Consider the following 14,554-nt stretch of genomic DNA (forward strand, 5'->3'; position numbering starts at 1 on the left):
AACCGTCCTACTCGCCACTCGCCTCGATCATGTCAGCGCGCTCGACGATCTTCACACGCTCGCGGCCCTGCGGTTCGCCCAGGGCCCGCTCCGCCGCGTCCAGGCGGTACCAGCCGTCCCACGTGGTGAAGCGGACGTTCCGCTCGGTGAGGAACGCCTCCACGGCCTCGGGCGCCGGCGAGGCGGGCGTGTGGAGGCGGCCGTTGGCGTGGTCGTCCAGCAGGTTGGCGACCGTTTCATTGGCGTCGCCCTTGGTGTGGCCGATCAGGCCCACGGGGCCGCGCCGGATCCAGCCGGTGACGTACGTGGACTGGAGGTGCTCGCCGGACTCCTGGATGACCCGGCCGCCCTCGTCCGGCACCGTGCCCGACTCGATGTCCCAGGGCAGCTTCGGCAGCTTGTCGGAGAGGTAGCCCACGGCGCGGTAGACGCCGGTGACGTCCCACTCCTTGAAGGTGCCGGTGCCCTTGACGTTGCCGGTGCCGTCGAGCGCCGTGCGCTCGGTGCGCAGGCCGACGACCTTGCCGTCCTCGCCGAGGATCTCGGCCGGTGACTCGAAGAAGTGCAGGAACAGCTTGTGCGGCCGGTCGCCGACGTCGCGGATCGCCCAGTTCTCCAGCGTCTTGGCGACCATGTCGGCCTGCTTGTTGGCGCGCCGGGTCGCGATCGAGCCCTCGTCGTAGTCGATGTCCTCGGGGTCGACGATGACCTCGATGTTCGGGGAGTGGTCCAGCTCCCGCAGCTCCATCGGGCTGAACTTGGCCTGCGCCGGGCCGCGGCGGCCGAAGACGTGGATCTCCTTGGCCCTGTTGGCCTGGAGGCCCTCGTGGACGTTCGGCGGTATCTCGGTCGGCAGCAGCTCGTCGGCGGTCTTGGCCAGCACGCGGGCCACGTCCAGGGCGACATTGCCGACGCCGAGGACGGCGACCTTCTCCGCCGTGAGCGGCCAGGTCCTGGGCACGTCCGGGTGCCCGTCGTACCAGGAGACGAAGTCCGCGGCGCCGTAGGAGCCGTCCAGCTCGATGCCGGGGAGGGGCAGCTCGCGGTCGGCCGTCGCGCCGGTGGCGAAGATCACGGCGTCGTAGAAGGCGCGCAGGTCGTCGACGCTGATGTCGGTCGGGTAGTCGACGTTGCCGAAGAGCCGGATCTGCGGCTTGTCGAGCACCTGATGGAGGGCCTTGACGATGCCCTTGATCCGGGGGTGGTCGGGGGCGACCCCGTAGCGGATCAGGCCGAACGGTGCGGGCATGCGCTCGAAGATGTCGATGGACACACCGGGCTCGGCGGCCACGTCGGACTTGAGCAACGCGTCGGCGGCGTAGATCCCGGCGGGGCCGGATCCGACGATGGCTACCCGCAGGGGGCGGGGCATGGTCAGGTTCCCTTCGAGCGAGGACAGGCTTGATCAAATCCTAAACTTAGGCAAACCTAAGTCGGTAGCCGGGTCCTCTTTATGACCCCATAAGGCGAGCTTATGCCGAGATTCGGGGAGCCTACCTCCCCGCACGGCCGGACGCGGAACCGTTCACATGGCGGACCAGCCACGCCATGAGCGCGTCCAGCCCGTGCGCCGTCGCGAGGACCTCGTCGACGGCCCCGGAGGTGTGCAGCGAGCCGTCGCTCCCGAGGTGACGCGCCGCGATCAGCGACCGGTGGCGCAGCAGGACCGCGCGTGACGGGTCGCACACATAGCCACGCGGGGCCCGCTTCATCACGTCCCCGGAGATCTCGTACCCCTTCGCCGCCAGCTCCCCGACGACGGCGGCCAGCTCACGGCCGCTCCCCTCGGCGGCGACGGCCGCGCGGAAGCTGTCGACCTGACCCGGATCGGGATACCACCAGGCACCCTGGACCCGCAGCCCGTCGAGATCGAAGCGCAGGCCGATCTCGACCTTGCGGCCGAGCCTGATCACCCCGACCTGGTGCTGCCACCACCAGGAGTTGGTGCGGTAGTGCCAGACGGAGAAGTCCTCGTAGCGGGGATCGGCGTCCGCCACATCGCTCAGCAGCGCGATCATGGGCTGCCTGACGAGCTGCTCCCGCTCACCCCGGTACCGCTCGCGCACCGCGTGCGACGGCTCGCCCTCCAGGTGGAGCAGCACCTCCACGGCCCGTTCCGGCCAGCCGGTGAACAGTGCGCACATACGCGCACACTAGCCGAGCCGCGCGCCCTGCGGAGGCCTTCGGGACGACGGTCGCGGAAGGGCCCCGCGCCGGGCGAGGTGCCAGGAAAGCAGCGTCACCCGACGGGGTGGCAGTGCGGTCCTTCGGGCTGCGTGGACGCTGCTAAGGTGCAGCCATTCTCGGCTCCGAATCGGATCGCGGGAGCCTTGTCCGTGACCGGTCGGCGATGGGGCTTCCGTGCTTGGAAGGATCGGCGTGAACGGCTCCTGGACGTGGCGGAAGGCGTCTGCCAGTGACACCTCCGGCAATCAGTGCGTAGAAGTGGCGTGGACGGGTCGAGCCGTACTCGTACGCGATTCCAAGGAGCCCGATCGCGCTCCGCTCAGCTTCGCCCCGGCCTCCTGGCAGCGTTTCCTCGCCGCCCCCTCGCAACAGGACGACACCTTCTCCGCTGAGAGGTGATGCGGTCCGCCTCGGGTGAGCGGACCGCACCGTCACTGCGACCGGCCCGTTCGTGACCGGTCCGTGTGCGACCGGCTTATCGTGGGGTTCCCATCCGCCCCGCCAGCGTCAGTCCCGCCGTGGCGATGGCTCCCGCAGCCGCCCGGCCGATGTCGTCCGGTACGAGAACGAGGACGGCGACCGCCGCCGCGAGCGAGGCGACGGCGATGGTGACGGCGGTGAGCGCGTTGACCCGCGGAAGCCGGGGAATCTGCTGCGGCTTTCCGTGCGGCGCTGGTTCTTGTGGCACTCCTGCTTGCGGCACTGATTCTTCACTGGATGAGGACATGCGTACTCCTGATGGCCCGGGACTTTTGTGGTGCCATTCAGGGACCGGCCGCTTGCAGACGACCGACCCCAACAAGGACGTGCCCAAGCACCTATGTGATCACCCGTCAGTCTTGGGGAATGAAACACGCTCTGATACGTGATCATGCGCGTCGTCCGCTCTCCGACGGGAGCAGGTCGCAGTGTCGGCACTCTCATTAAGGAGATCGCCCATTTGCGATCCGGCGACACGCTACCTAGCAGATTGGCGTTTAACATCCTCGCGCAGGGAAAAGAACAGTGCACGAGACGGCAACGGAGTCTGCCCCGGAAAGGCCGCCCTGAACAGGGAGGATTTTCCGCCGCCCGGCAGACGGAGGCCCTCTCCTTGGACGCCGACCTCCGGTGGCCCGGGCGGTTCGGCATCAGGGCGAACTCGTTGCAGCGAGTGCGCCCTCTGTGGCTTCGCTCGCGCGGAGCCACAGTCCTGTGCACCTTCCAGCCCTGCCCCTACGCCCTGCCTGTGCTTCCGTGCGCTCCCCGGTGAGCCGCCGTACGGCCCGGCGGCGCGCGGCGGAACTCCCGGCGAACGGATCATGACGTCGGTTCGCCCGGCGGGACCGGCGGCTCGTCGTGCCCCGTCCCGTCGGCGAGACGCAGGAACATGTCCAGCGCCGCCTCGTCCTTGACGGATCTCGCCTCAAGGTCCCAGAAGTAATCGAGATAGCGCGCGGCGTCCCCGGGAGTCGTGCTGATGGCGGCCTCGCTCAGGTTCTCGATGTAGACCAGCGAGGGCATCTCCTCGGTGAACTCGAAGAGAGTGAAGGAGTGTGCCGACGCCGGGTGGGCGCCCTCCCTGAACGGGTAGACCATCACGCTGATCTGCGGTCTCGCCGCCAGCTCGGCGAGGCGGCGGAGTTGGGCACGCATCACGCCGTCGCCGCCCACACGCCGTCTGACGACGGACTCGTCCAGGATGAAGAAAAACTCCGCGTCCTCCTGTTCGAGCACTTCCTGACGGATCATGCGGGCCTCGACCATGCGCTGCATGTCGGAGGCCAGGCGCTCCGGCGTGTACGTGCGCATGATGGACGCGGCGTACTCCTCCGTTTGCAGCAGACCGGGTACCGCGAGCGGCTGGAAGCTCCGGGACACCGTGGCAGAGGATTCCATGGCCAGGAACTCGAGGAATTCCTTGTCGAAAATGTCCCGGTACTCGGTGAAGGGCATCTTCCGGCTCGCCCGCGCCATTTCCAGAAGCAGCTCCACCCGCTCGCTCTCCGTTATCCGGTACAGAGCGAGCAACTGCCGCAGGTCGTTGGTGGAAACGCCCACCTCGCCCGCCTCGATGCGCAACAGTTTGCTCGGCGACCACTCCATGTGCTGGGCGACACTCTTCTGTGTGAGCCCGGCGGTCAGCCTCGCCTCACGGAGTTCGGTGCGCAGCCGCAGGCGCTGCACCGCCGCACTCCCCTTCAACGGCACCACCATGCGGCATCCCCCAATCTGCTACACAGCCGATTGTGGCACCACCAACTGCAGAGCAGCAGACCACAATCACGCACAAACTCCACTGCCCTGCGACAGTTCTCGCGCGCGGCCTCGAAACCGCGCGGAGCACCACGACGGCCCGTCGCCCCACCGGTGCGGTGGCGCGACGGGCCGTCGGATCAGCGGGCCCTCGGATCAGGGGTCGGCGTGGTGGGCGGATCAGCGCTTGAGGGGCAGCGTCCCGCAGTTGGACGTGGCGGTCCTGCCCGAGAGGCGGTCGGTCAGCCAGGAGATCGCGTCGCCCTGGTCGGTGATGAGAGGGACCAGGTGGTTGGTGAGAATCTTGTCCCCGAGGTTGGGCAGCTTGAGCCCTTCGTAGGTGACGTTGCCGCCCTTGCCGCACCAGTCGACGGCCAGTTGACGCGCCTGCTCGTGGGGCACGATGTCGTCCTCGACGCCGGTGGCCACACGTACCGGCACCGCGGGCTTGAGGGTGCCGATGCGCTGCTTGTCGAGCGCGGCCTGTGCGCGGGGGTCGGCGGCGATGATGTCGCCGAGGGAGTCACCGCTGTTGGTCCACTTGGTGCTCTTGGTGAAGCCGTAGCCGAAGATGGCGTCGCCGACACACATGGTGGACGTGTCCTTCAGCGCCTCCCTGCCGGTCTCGTTGACATGTGCGTCGACGATCGCCTTCAGGTCGGGGTCGGACTGCGCGAAGCCGTTGATGGACCAGCCCAGCGCACCGGCCAGCGCGCTCCCGTCGATGCCCTTCATGACCGCCGTCAGATCAGCGGGAGGCGCGCCCGAGTAGGCGCCGACGAGCTTGACGTCGGGCGCGTAGGAGGGTTGCAGCTCGGCGGCGGAAGCGCTGGCGCCGCCGCCCTGGCTGTAGCCGTACACACCCACCCGGGATTCGGCGGTGACGGAGGCACCCGGGACGGAGCGCGCCGCGCGTGCCGCGTCCAGCAGGGCGTGGCCCTGGTCGAGACGGTTGACGTAGGTGTGCAACCGGTCGGTGGCACCGAGGCCGACGTAGTCGGTGACGACCACGGCCGCTCCGGTCGACAGCAGACGGTAGATCGCCAGGTCCTCGTAGGCGACGGAGACGGTCTCGCGGCCCAGGGTCAGCGGGTTCTGGAGCGCCAGCGAGGGCGCGCACTGGTCTCCCTGGCCCATGGTGCCGGAGGCCACCGCCACGAGCGGGCGGGGCCCGTCGCCCTTCCACTCGGCCGACGGTTCTATGTAGGCGCCCGTGACGGCGACGGGCTTGCCATTGGAGTCCGTGGACTTGTACATCAGCCGGGTCGCGGTGCCCGGCATCGGGCGTCCGTCCAGCCCTGGCAGGCTCAGCCCGAGGGGCAGCGGTTCCTCGCGGATCAGGGTGCCGTCGTCGGAGGGCAGTGCGGCGGGCGGGTTGTAGAAGGCGGGGATGGGCACCCCGCGCGAGACCACCGGCTCGGATCCGTCGGCGGCCGAGGCCGCGGTGGGCGCGGTGGGCGCGGACGCGGGTGCGGTGGCGGAGGCCGGTGCGACGGACACGCCGACGCAGGCCGCGGCGGCCACGGTGGTGGCCAGCGCCCGCATGGCACGCGGTCTGCGCCGACGGCCGGGCGTGGCCCCCGGCACGGATCCCGGCGACGCCGACTGCTCGTCGGGCTCGCTGAAGCTGGAACGCGAACGGGTACTCGTGCGGCTCACGGCTCACTCCTCGCTCTGCTCCGGTGCAGGTGAGCGCAAGCTAGCAGCGAGAGCTTACCGAGGGTAACTCGTCGGTAAGTTACGTTGCGGTAACTATTGCTTCGGGCAACCACGTTGCCACCGCACGGGACCGTGGAACCGTCAGCCGCGCAGCGTCAAGCGGAGGCTGGTCAGGCGGCTTCCTTGCAGACCGCCGATGGTGGCCTGCTGAAGCCGGTCGAAGGGAACGGTGAGGCGGGCGTGGGGGAAGTCGGCGCGCAACACCTCGGCCACCGCGCGCAGTTCGAGCTGAGCGAGCTGAGCACCGACGCAGAAGTGCGGACCGGCGCCGAAGGCCAGGCCGGGCCCGGGCGGGCGGGCCGGGTCGGTGTTGATCCCCTGGATGTCGACGAGCACGGGTACCCGGGCGGGGAGCCACTGACCGGCCAGTCCGAGACGGGTGGTGGTGAAACGCCAGAGGGTGAAGGGCGCGGGAGGGTGCCGTCGAAGCGTCCTACGGGCCAGCTCGTCGGCGCTCTTCCACGCAAGGTAACTCCACCAGGAGGTAACTCCACCATGAAGTGACTTCGCCGGGAAGCTATATTGTCCGGTGACACGTTGTCAACGCCTCCCAGCGGCACGGGCCCTGGCGGCACGAGAGGGGGACGGGGCCCATGGAGGAAGCGGCGTCCGAGGGCGTAGCGGCCCAGCGCGAACAACTGGCCGCGGAACTGCGGGGCTACGGCGCGGGCTTCACGGAGCTGGGCAGGCGCTTCGCCGCACGACTGGGCGTGCACTCCACCGACGCTTTCGCTCTCCTGGAGATCACTTCGGCCGAGAGCAACGAGGTCCCGCTGTCCCCGGCCGTGCTGAGCAGGCGCATCCAGTTGTCCTCGGGCGCCATGGCCGCGCTGCTGAACCGGCTCGAAGAGGCCGGGTATGTCACCCGTATCCGGGGTCACTCGGACCGTCGGACCGTGACCCTGCACAGCAGCCCACACGTCAGGGAACTCGCCGAGGAGTTCTTCCGCCCCGCCAACGCACGTCAGGACGCTGTCCTGTCCCGCTACTCCCCCGAATTGCTCTCGCGGTTCAAAACCCTGATCGCCGAGCTGTCCGCTGCCCTGGACGAGCATCCCCCGCCACCGGACGGGGAGGGATGAGGAGCGGTCCTGGCCGCCGGCGTCCTCGTCAGGTGAGCCCGAGGCCCGGGTCGGCTCCGGTCCGTTCGCAGCTCGCGTCCCACAGGTGCGCGGCGACGGTACCGGCGTCCGCTTCCGGATCCGTCAGATAGGCCGCGACCGGCTCGGGCCGTGGCCTGCCGCGCAGGCCGAAGACCCGTGGTCCCCACAGTTGCCCGCCCGCCGCCTCCGGGTCCAGGACGGCCCGCACCACGGGCCACGCGCCCGCGTCCTTGCCCTGGACGACGAGCCCCGCGGGCAGGCCGCGCAGCCGTGTGCCGAGGCTCCGCACATGGACGGGCGGACGCGAGGGGGTGAGCGAGTCCAGTGCGCCACCGGGGTGTGCCATCACACTGCGCACCGTGCTGTCGGCGGCACGCAGGCGGCGGTCGAGTTCGGCGGCGAAGTACATCTGCGCCAGCTTCGACCTCCCGTAGGTGCGCTTGGGACGGTAGTCGTGGCGGGACTGGAGGTCGTTCAGGTCCAGCCGCTCGGACTTCGCGGCGAAGCTGCCGACCGTCACGACCCTGCCCGCCTCCGCGGCGCGAAGCAGCGGCGCCAGCCACCCGGTCAGCGCGAAGTGGCCCAGGTGGTTGGTGCCGAACATGACCTCGTTGCCGTCCGCCGTCTCACGCCGGGGCGGGTCGTCGAGTGCGACACCCGCGTTGTGGACCACCGCGTCGAGGCGGTCCAGCCCCAGTGTGTCCACGGCGGTGTCCACGGCCGTCTTCAGCGACGCCAGGTCGGCCAGGTCCAGTCGGAGGTGCCGCACCCGCGCGCCGGGCACCCGGGAGCGGAGGGTGGCCATGGCCGCCTCGCCCTTCGCGGGGTCCCGGCTGCCCAGGACAACCGTGGCCCCCGTCCCCGCGAGCTGCTCGGCGACGAAGTAGCCGATGCCCGCGTTGCCGCCGGTGACCAGGAAGGTTCTGCCATCGGCGCGCGGCAGCCGGTGGACGTTCCACCGCTGGTGCCGGGACACGGGACGGGCCGGGGGTGCGGAAGGCACGAGGACTCCTTGACGTCGAGAGGGGGACGGCGACGGGGTGGGAGGGCGGCGACGGCGCACGGCGCTCACACCTTGGCCGGTCACCGTACTCCCGCCCCGCCTCCACTCCCCCAATGTCCCCGCGCCCGCCGACACCTCACCGACAACACACCGACAGCGCCCGGCCCGCCACGGTTCAGCACATGTGTCCCGGGTCAGGCGTAGTGGCGGTAGAGCGCCTCGGCCACACATGCGGGCTTGTCGCTGCCCTCGACCTCCACCGTGAACGTCATCCTCATCTGCACTCCGTCACCCTTCACCTCCTCCACCGGGCCGACGGTGCCGTGCAGGCGGATCTTCGCGCCGACGGGTACGGGGCGGGGGAAACGGACCTTGTCCAGGCCGTAGTTGACGCTCAGGGAGGTGCCCGTGATCTCCAGCAGCTCGGTGAAGAGCGGGATGACCAGGGAGAGGGTCAGATATCCGTGCGCTATGGGTCCGCCGAAGGGGCCCTGCGCCGCCCGTTCCGGGTCGGTGTGGATCCACTGGTGGTCGTCGGTGGCGTCGGCGAAGGTGTTCACCCGTTCCTGGGTGATCTCGCGCCACTCCGTGCGGCCGAGATCGGCTCCGCTGAGGGCTGTGAGCGCGTCGAGGCCGTGGGCGGTGGTGGGCATGCGCGTACCTTTCGATGAGGGGGTGCCCCGAGGGGCGCGGTCACGAGTGGGTGGCGGGGCGGGCGCCTGGGCGGGCGCCCGAGTGGGCGTAGGCGGCGCGCAGCGACGGCTTGGCGACCTTGCCGGATGCCGTACGGGGAAGGGACTCCGCGAAGGCGACCGACTTCGGGACCTTGTACTTGGCGAGCGCGCCCCGCACATGGGCGAGGATCCCCGCCTCGTCGGCGGCGGCACCGGGTTTCAGGACGACGACCGCGTGGCCGACCTCGCCCCACACCGCGTCGGCCACACCGACGACCGCGCACTCGGCGACGGCCGGATGGCCGAGGAGCGCGTTCTCCACCTCGGCCGGGTAGACGTTCTCCCCGCCCGAGACGAACATGTCCTTCACGCGGTCGACGATGTAGGCGAATCCGTCGGTGTCCGTCCGGGCCACATCGCCCGTGCGCAGCCAGTTGTCCCCGGTGAAGGCCGCCTCGGTGTCCCGTGGCCGTCCCCAGTAGCCCGTCATCACGTTCGGGCCGTGGACGAGGACCTCGCCGCTCTGGCCCGGTGTCGCGTCGCCGCCGTCGGGCAGCACCACGCGCGCGTCGGTGAAGAAGTGCGGCACCCCTGCGGAACCGGCCTTGGCCGCGGCCTGTTCGCGGTCCAGGTAGAGCACACCGGGTGATGCCTCGGTCATGCCGTATCCCTGGCTGAAGGCCAGGCCGCGGGCGAGGTAGGTGTCGATGGTGCGTGCGGGCACCGGGGCGCCGCCGCAGACGAGTGACCGCAGGCTGGACAGGTCGGTGTCCGCCCAGCGCGGCGCGGCGGCCATGGCGTCGTACATGGTGGGCACCGCGAACATGTAGGTCACCCGTCGGCTCTCGATGACCCGGAGCACGTGGTCCGGGTCGAAGGCGCCCAGCAGCACCACACGTCCTCCCTTGAGGAGGGTGGGCAGACAGGTCATGTTGAGACCGGCGGTGTGGAACAGCGGGGCGCTGATGAGTGTGACCTCGTCGCCGGAGAGGTCCGTGTCGACGAGGACGTTGACGCTGTTCCAGATGATGTTGGCGTGGGAGAGGACGGCGCCCTTGGGGCGGCCCGTGGTCCCGGAGGTATACATGATCATGCACGGGTCGTCCGGGCGGACGGCCTCGTCCAGCGGCCCGGTGCCGCCTCGGGCGAGCAGGTCCTCGTAGCGGAGAGCCCCGTCCCGTGCCTGCCCCACGGCATCCGGTGGCCCGTCGCCTTCGAGGACGACACGCTCCCGTACCCCCGACCGCTCCGCCGCCGTGCGGGCGGCCTCGGCCTGCTCCGGCGCGTGGACGAGCACCGTGCTGCCGGAGTCGGAGAGGTTGTAGGCGAGTTCGGGCGCCGCGAGCCGGGCGTTGAGCGGGACGAAGACGGCGCCGATGGCACCCGTGGCGAAGAGTGTTTCGAGGAAGGCGGGATGGTTGGGGCCCAGATACGCGACACGGTCGCCGTGCCCCGTGCCCAGCGCGCGCAGGGCGTGGGCCAGGCGCAGCACGCGCTCGTGGAGTTCCCGGTAGGTCCAGGTCCGTTCCTCGTGGACGACGGCGATGCGGTCCGGGGTCCTGCGTGCCCTGCGCTTCGGCCAGGAGCCGATGCCCTGGTTCAACACCGTGCCTCCTTCAGTCCTTGAGCAGGCCCAGCAGACGGGCTGCGTTCTCCTTGAGGATCTTGGGACGGACCTCCGGTTTGATGTCGAGCCGCTCGAAGTCGGCGAGCCACCTGTCGGGGGTGATGACGGGGTAGTCGGAGCCGAAGAGGACCTTGTCCTTGAGCAGGCTGTTGGCGTAGCGCACCAGTTGTGGCGGGAAGTACTTCGGGGACCAGCCGGAAAGATCGATGTGGACGTAGGGCTTGTGGGTGGCCACGGCCAGTGCCTCGTCCTGCCAGGGGAAGGACGGGTGGGCCAGGATGATGCGCAGGTGCGGGAAGTCGACGGCGACATCGTCGACCAGCATCGGATTGGAATACTTCAGCCGGATGCCCCCTCCCCCGGGCACACCCGCGCCGATGCCGGTCTGCCCGGTGTGGAACAGCGCGGGTACGCCGAGTTCCTCGATGGCCTCGTAGAGGGGGTAGGCGAGGGTGTCGTCGGGCGCGAAAGCCTGGATGCTGGGGTGGAACTTGAAGCCGCGCACCCCGTGTTCCCTCACCAGCCGACGAGCCTCGCGCACCCCGGCCCGGCCCTTGTGGGGGTCGATGCTGGCGAACGGGATGAGCACGTCGGGGTGGGCAGCGCAGCTCTCGGCGATCTCCTCGTTGGCGATGCGGGGGTGGCCGGTCGCGTGCTCCGCGTCCACGGTGAACACCACGGCGGCCATGCGGCGTTCGCGGTAGTAGCGGGCCATCTCCTCGATGGTCGGCTGCCGGTGCCCCTCGGTCTTGAAGTACGCGGCGGAGGCGCCGAACAGTTCGGGGCTGAGGGCGCCGTGGCCGTCCTTGGAGATCTCCGCGTGGGTGTGGACGTCGATGGCGGTCAGCGCGTCGACATCGAGGGCGGGTGCGGGTGCGAGTGCGGGTGAGGAGGGGTCGCGTTCCTGCTTCGCGGGGTCGCTCATCTCATGCCTCCGGTGCCGTGGGTGCCGGGATGCCGTAGGACTCGGGTTCGGCGCCCACGCCGCTGCGCCACCGCGCGGCGAGCGCGTCGGCGCTCCAGCCGCCGTCGGCGAAGGCGACCGCCTTCTCCTGGGGGTGTGCCCACAGGGCGAGCCGGTCGCCGCCGACGCCGATGGCCTGTCCGGTGATGTCCTGGGCCGCGTCGGAGGCGAGGAAGGTGATCAGTCCGGCGACGTCCTCGACCGTGCCCAGGCCCTCGTCCCTGCGCAGCCAGTCCGGCAGGGGCTCACCCGTGCGCTCGGACTCCTCGATGAGGGGTGCGAAGGCCGGGATGGTGCGGGTCATCTCGGTGGCCGCGACGGGCACGACGGCGTTGACGGTGATGTCCGCCCTGGCCAGCTCCAGGGCCCAGGTGCGGGCCATGGCGACGATGCCCGCCTTCGCCGCGGCGTAGTTGGTCTGCCCGAAGTTGCCCCGCTGCCCGGCAGGTGAGGAGATCAGCACGAGCCTTCCGCCCGTCCCCTGCTGCCGCATCCGTACGGCGGCGGCGCGGGCGCAGGTGAAGGTGCCGCGCAGGTGGACGCGGACGACGTCGTCGAAGTCCTCGTCGGTCATCTTCCACAGCACGCGGTCGCGCAGGATGCCCGCGTTGGTGACGAGCACGTCCAGGCGCCCGAACTCCCGGACCGCCGTGCCGACCAGCCGCTCCGCCGTCTCGCTGTCGCCGACGGCGGCCACCACGCCGGTGGCCTTGCCTCCGGCGGAGGTGACGGCCGCGACCGCCGCGTCGACCGCTTCCTGGTCGACGTCGTTCACCACGACCGCGGCTCCGGCGGCGGCGAGTGCCCGGGCGTATCCCAGGCCGAGACCGCGTCCGCTGCCGGTGACGACGGCGGCTTTCCCGTGCAGATCCATGTCCGCGCCTCTCGTGTTCCGTTGGGCCCGGGATGCCGCCCGGATTGCCGAAGGGCAGGCGGGCACCACACGACGATTAACAGGAATCCTGATAATGGCGAGTGTGGCCAACACTAAGGAATCCTGTCAATGCCCTAGGCTGAGCACCGTCGGCTCCCGGCCGGCATCCCAGGGAATGGAGACGTGCCATGGCGGCATCCGCGCGGTCCGTGGCGGCGGCGAGGACGACGAGGGGGCGGGTGTGAGCACCTCACTGCTGTATCTGGTCAAGCGGACCGAACTGGTCGTACGGGCACGCTTGGAGGAGCTGCTCAAGCCCGCGGGCATCACGGCGCTCCAGTACACGGCGCTCACCGTGCTGGAACGCCACGACGGGGTGTCGGCGGCGCAGCTCGCCAGGGACTCGTTCGTCACGGCCCAGTCCATGGGCGACATGGTGCACACGCTGGAGAACCGCGAGCTGATCCGCCGCGAACCCAACCCCCGCAACCGCCGGGAGCGGCTCATCCTGCTCACCGACACCGGGCGGCGGTTGCTGGCCGAGTACGCCGGACCCGCCCGGCAGCTCGAAGAGGACATGGTCCGGGACCTCAGCCCCGAGGAGGTCACCCGGTTCCGCGACACGCTGCACCGCACATGGCGCGCGCTGTCCTGACGCGGCTGCCGTCCTGGCACCGGCAACCGTCCTGACGCGGACGCTGTCCCGACGCGCTACAGGTTCGGCGGGCCCTGCTCGACGCGGCGCAGCACGGGGGTGAGCCGGTCGAGGGCTTCCCCGGTCTGGAACTGCCGCTCGTCCCACCAGGTGGCTCCCGCCTCCGCCAGCGGGCCGACGAGATCGCGGGTCCTGGCGGGGTCGTCGCCGGGCGTGGCGCCGCCGAGGACGATGTCGAAGGGGGTGCCGGACCCGTCCGCGCGCCGCTCGCCCTGCTCCCGCACATAGGCGACCAGCTCGCGGACCTGCCCGACGGGCGGCACATGGCCGTGCTTGGCGTCGGCGAAGAGGGGGACGGCGCCGTCCCAGCGGGCGGCCCGGCGCATCGGCGGACGGTTCGGCCAGAAGCCCGCGACCCACACCGGCGGCCGGGGGCGCTGCGCCGTGGCGGGCAGCAGTGTCACGTCGCGCGCCTGGTAGTGCGGTCCCTCGTGGTTCACCGGCTCGCCCGACCAGTAGCGCGCCAGCAGGTCCAGGCCCTCGTCCAGCCGCCCGGCCAGCGCCTTCGGGTCGGTGGTGTCGCCAAAACTCGCGTACTCGTCCTCGACGGGCCCGCCCAGCCCGGCGCCGAAGGTGACCCGGCCGCCGCTCAGGACGTCGAGTGTCGCCACCTGGCGGGCGAGCTGCTGCGGGCGGCGGCGGGCGACCGGGGTGACCAGGGTGCCCAGCCTGATCCGGGAGGTGGCCAGCGCGGCGGCGGTCAGCAGCATCCAGGGGTCGCCGAACGGCTTGCCCGCGTACTTGCGGTGCAGCACGTGGTCCCAGACGAACAGCCCGTCCCACCCCGCTTGCTCCGCCGCGACGGCCACCTTCGCCACGGTCCTGGGGTCGGCGAAGTCGCCGAAGTTCGGAATGTTGACGGAGTAGCGCATCTCCGCATCCTGCTGCACGCCGACGGGACCGGCAACCGGTCGTCGCGCCCCGGCCGCGCGCCGTCGGGGCGTGTCACATTCGGCGGCGCCGACTCGTCGTAACAGTGAACACCCGCCACTGTTTCCGTAGGGAGAGTCGCATGTACGCCGTCCACCTCGCCGTCACCCTGCTCGCGTCGGCCGTCTACGGCTCGGCCGCCGTCGCCAACCTCACCGGTCACGCCTATCCCCTGCGCCAGGCGGACACGATGCGCGTGCCCCGGTCGTGGGTGGCGCCGCTGGGTGCGCTGCTGGGGGCCGGTGCGGTGGGGCTGCTGGCCGGGCTCGTGGTGCCGGTGCTCGGCACGCTCGCCGCCGTCGGTCTCGTCCTCTACTTCGCCGGTGCGCTCGGTGCCCATCTGCGGGTCGGTGACCGGCAGTTGGGCGGATGGGGTGTGTGCGCGGCGCTGGCGCTGGCCGCCCTGACCCTGAACCTGGCCACGTACGGCCCCGGCGGCCTGGCATTGTGAACGCGGGGCCCGGCAGGGGCCTTGACCACGTCACGGCATAACGGCGACCGTGGCTGTCCCGCCGCCACACGT

Annotated in this window: 16 protein-coding genes; 4 read left to right on the top strand and 12 right to left on the bottom strand. The window is 70.6% G+C overall.

Annotated features, from left to right (window positions below; genetic code table 11):
- Positions 1-7 precede the first annotated feature (7 nt).
- Positions 8-1,372 (bottom strand): FAD-dependent oxidoreductase, encoded by a 1,365-nt coding sequence (locus tag ACYVOO_RS23390; protein ID WP_461017644.1) that lies wholly within the window; start codon positions 1,370-1,372, stop codon positions 8-10.
- 121 nt (positions 1,373-1,493) lie between these two features.
- Positions 1,494-2,144 (bottom strand): DUF2461 family protein, encoded by a 651-nt coding sequence (locus ACYVOO_RS23395; RefSeq protein WP_461017645.1) that lies wholly within the window; start codon positions 2,142-2,144, stop codon positions 1,494-1,496.
- Between the two features lie 235 nt (positions 2,145-2,379).
- Between ACYVOO_RS23395 and ACYVOO_RS23400 the strand changes: the two genes are divergently transcribed.
- Positions 2,380-2,586, top strand: a complete 207-nt coding sequence (locus ACYVOO_RS23400) for a DUF397 domain-containing protein (RefSeq protein ID WP_461017646.1) — start codon at positions 2,380-2,382, stop codon at positions 2,584-2,586.
- A gap of 76 nt (positions 2,587-2,662) precedes the next feature.
- On the opposite strand, the gene ACYVOO_RS23405 is transcribed toward ACYVOO_RS23400, so the two are convergent.
- From ACYVOO_RS23405 to ACYVOO_RS23420, 4 genes are all read right to left on the bottom strand, one after another.
- Complete coding sequence (locus tag ACYVOO_RS23405) at positions 2,663-2,914, bottom strand: hypothetical protein (protein ID WP_461017647.1); 252 nt, start codon at positions 2,912-2,914, stop codon at positions 2,663-2,665.
- 572 nt (positions 2,915-3,486) lie between these two features.
- On the bottom strand, positions 3,487-4,383 hold the full coding sequence (locus tag ACYVOO_RS23410; protein ID WP_461017648.1) for a helix-turn-helix domain-containing protein: 897 nt from the start codon (positions 4,381-4,383) through the stop codon (positions 3,487-3,489).
- Positions 4,384-4,602: 219 nt separating this feature from the next.
- Positions 4,603-6,081: a lipase family protein gene (locus ACYVOO_RS23415; RefSeq protein ID WP_461017649.1), complete on the bottom strand. Its 1,479-nt coding sequence runs from the start codon at positions 6,079-6,081 to the stop codon at positions 4,603-4,605.
- Positions 6,082-6,222: 141 nt separating this feature from the next.
- Positions 6,223-6,477, bottom strand: coding sequence for a cytochrome P450 (locus ACYVOO_RS23420; RefSeq protein ID WP_461017650.1), 255 nt, complete (start codon positions 6,475-6,477; stop codon positions 6,223-6,225).
- A gap of 257 nt (positions 6,478-6,734) precedes the next feature.
- Between ACYVOO_RS23420 and ACYVOO_RS23425 the strand changes: the two genes are divergently transcribed.
- Positions 6,735-7,223 carry a MarR family winged helix-turn-helix transcriptional regulator gene (locus tag ACYVOO_RS23425; RefSeq protein WP_461017651.1) on the top strand — a complete coding sequence of 163 codons (489 nt, stop codon included), beginning with the start codon at positions 6,735-6,737 and terminating at the stop codon, positions 7,221-7,223.
- Positions 7,224-7,251: 28 nt separating this feature from the next.
- Here ACYVOO_RS23425 and ACYVOO_RS23430 read toward each other — a convergent pair whose 3' ends face one another.
- The 5 genes from ACYVOO_RS23430 to ACYVOO_RS23450 all read right to left on the bottom strand — a co-directional run bounded on the left by ACYVOO_RS23430 (position 7,252) and on the right by ACYVOO_RS23450 (position 12,386).
- Positions 7,252-8,247 (bottom strand): SDR family NAD(P)-dependent oxidoreductase, encoded by a 996-nt coding sequence (locus ACYVOO_RS23430; protein ID WP_461017652.1) that lies wholly within the window; start codon positions 8,245-8,247, stop codon positions 7,252-7,254.
- A gap of 194 nt (positions 8,248-8,441) precedes the next feature.
- On the bottom strand, positions 8,442-8,900 hold the full coding sequence (locus tag ACYVOO_RS23435; protein ID WP_461017653.1) for a MaoC family dehydratase: 459 nt from the start codon (positions 8,898-8,900) through the stop codon (positions 8,442-8,444).
- 40 nt (positions 8,901-8,940) lie between these two features.
- On the bottom strand, positions 8,941-10,527 hold the full coding sequence (locus ACYVOO_RS23440; protein ID WP_461017654.1) for an acyl-CoA synthetase: 1,587 nt from the start codon (positions 10,525-10,527) through the stop codon (positions 8,941-8,943).
- A gap of 10 nt (positions 10,528-10,537) precedes the next feature.
- The gene (locus ACYVOO_RS23445; protein ID WP_461017655.1) at positions 10,538-11,473 is read right to left on the bottom strand and encodes an amidohydrolase family protein; all 936 of its coding nucleotides are present in this window, start codon (positions 11,471-11,473) and stop codon (positions 10,538-10,540) included.
- Position 11,474: 1 nt separating this feature from the next.
- On the bottom strand, positions 11,475-12,386 hold the full coding sequence (locus ACYVOO_RS23450; protein ID WP_461017656.1) for an SDR family oxidoreductase: 912 nt from the start codon (positions 12,384-12,386) through the stop codon (positions 11,475-11,477).
- A gap of 175 nt (positions 12,387-12,561) precedes the next feature.
- Here ACYVOO_RS23450 and ACYVOO_RS23455 point away from each other — a divergent pair, with 175 nt between their 5' ends.
- Entirely contained in the window at positions 12,562-13,041 is a 480-nt protein-coding gene (locus tag ACYVOO_RS23455) for a MarR family winged helix-turn-helix transcriptional regulator (RefSeq protein ID WP_461017657.1), read from the top strand.
- Between the two features lie 56 nt (positions 13,042-13,097).
- Here the strand turns inward: ACYVOO_RS23455 and ACYVOO_RS23460 are convergent, their stop codons facing one another.
- A complete protein-coding gene (locus ACYVOO_RS23460; protein WP_461017658.1) occupies positions 13,098-13,973 on the bottom strand; it encodes an LLM class flavin-dependent oxidoreductase in 876 nt (291 codons plus the stop codon).
- A gap of 140 nt (positions 13,974-14,113) precedes the next feature.
- Here ACYVOO_RS23460 and ACYVOO_RS23465 point away from each other — a divergent pair, with 140 nt between their 5' ends.
- Positions 14,114-14,482, top strand: coding sequence for a DoxX family protein (locus ACYVOO_RS23465; RefSeq protein WP_461017659.1), 369 nt, complete (start codon positions 14,114-14,116; stop codon positions 14,480-14,482).
- The last annotated feature ends 72 nt before the right edge of the window (positions 14,483-14,554 follow it).

The organism is Streptomyces daliensis (assembly GCF_054782395.1).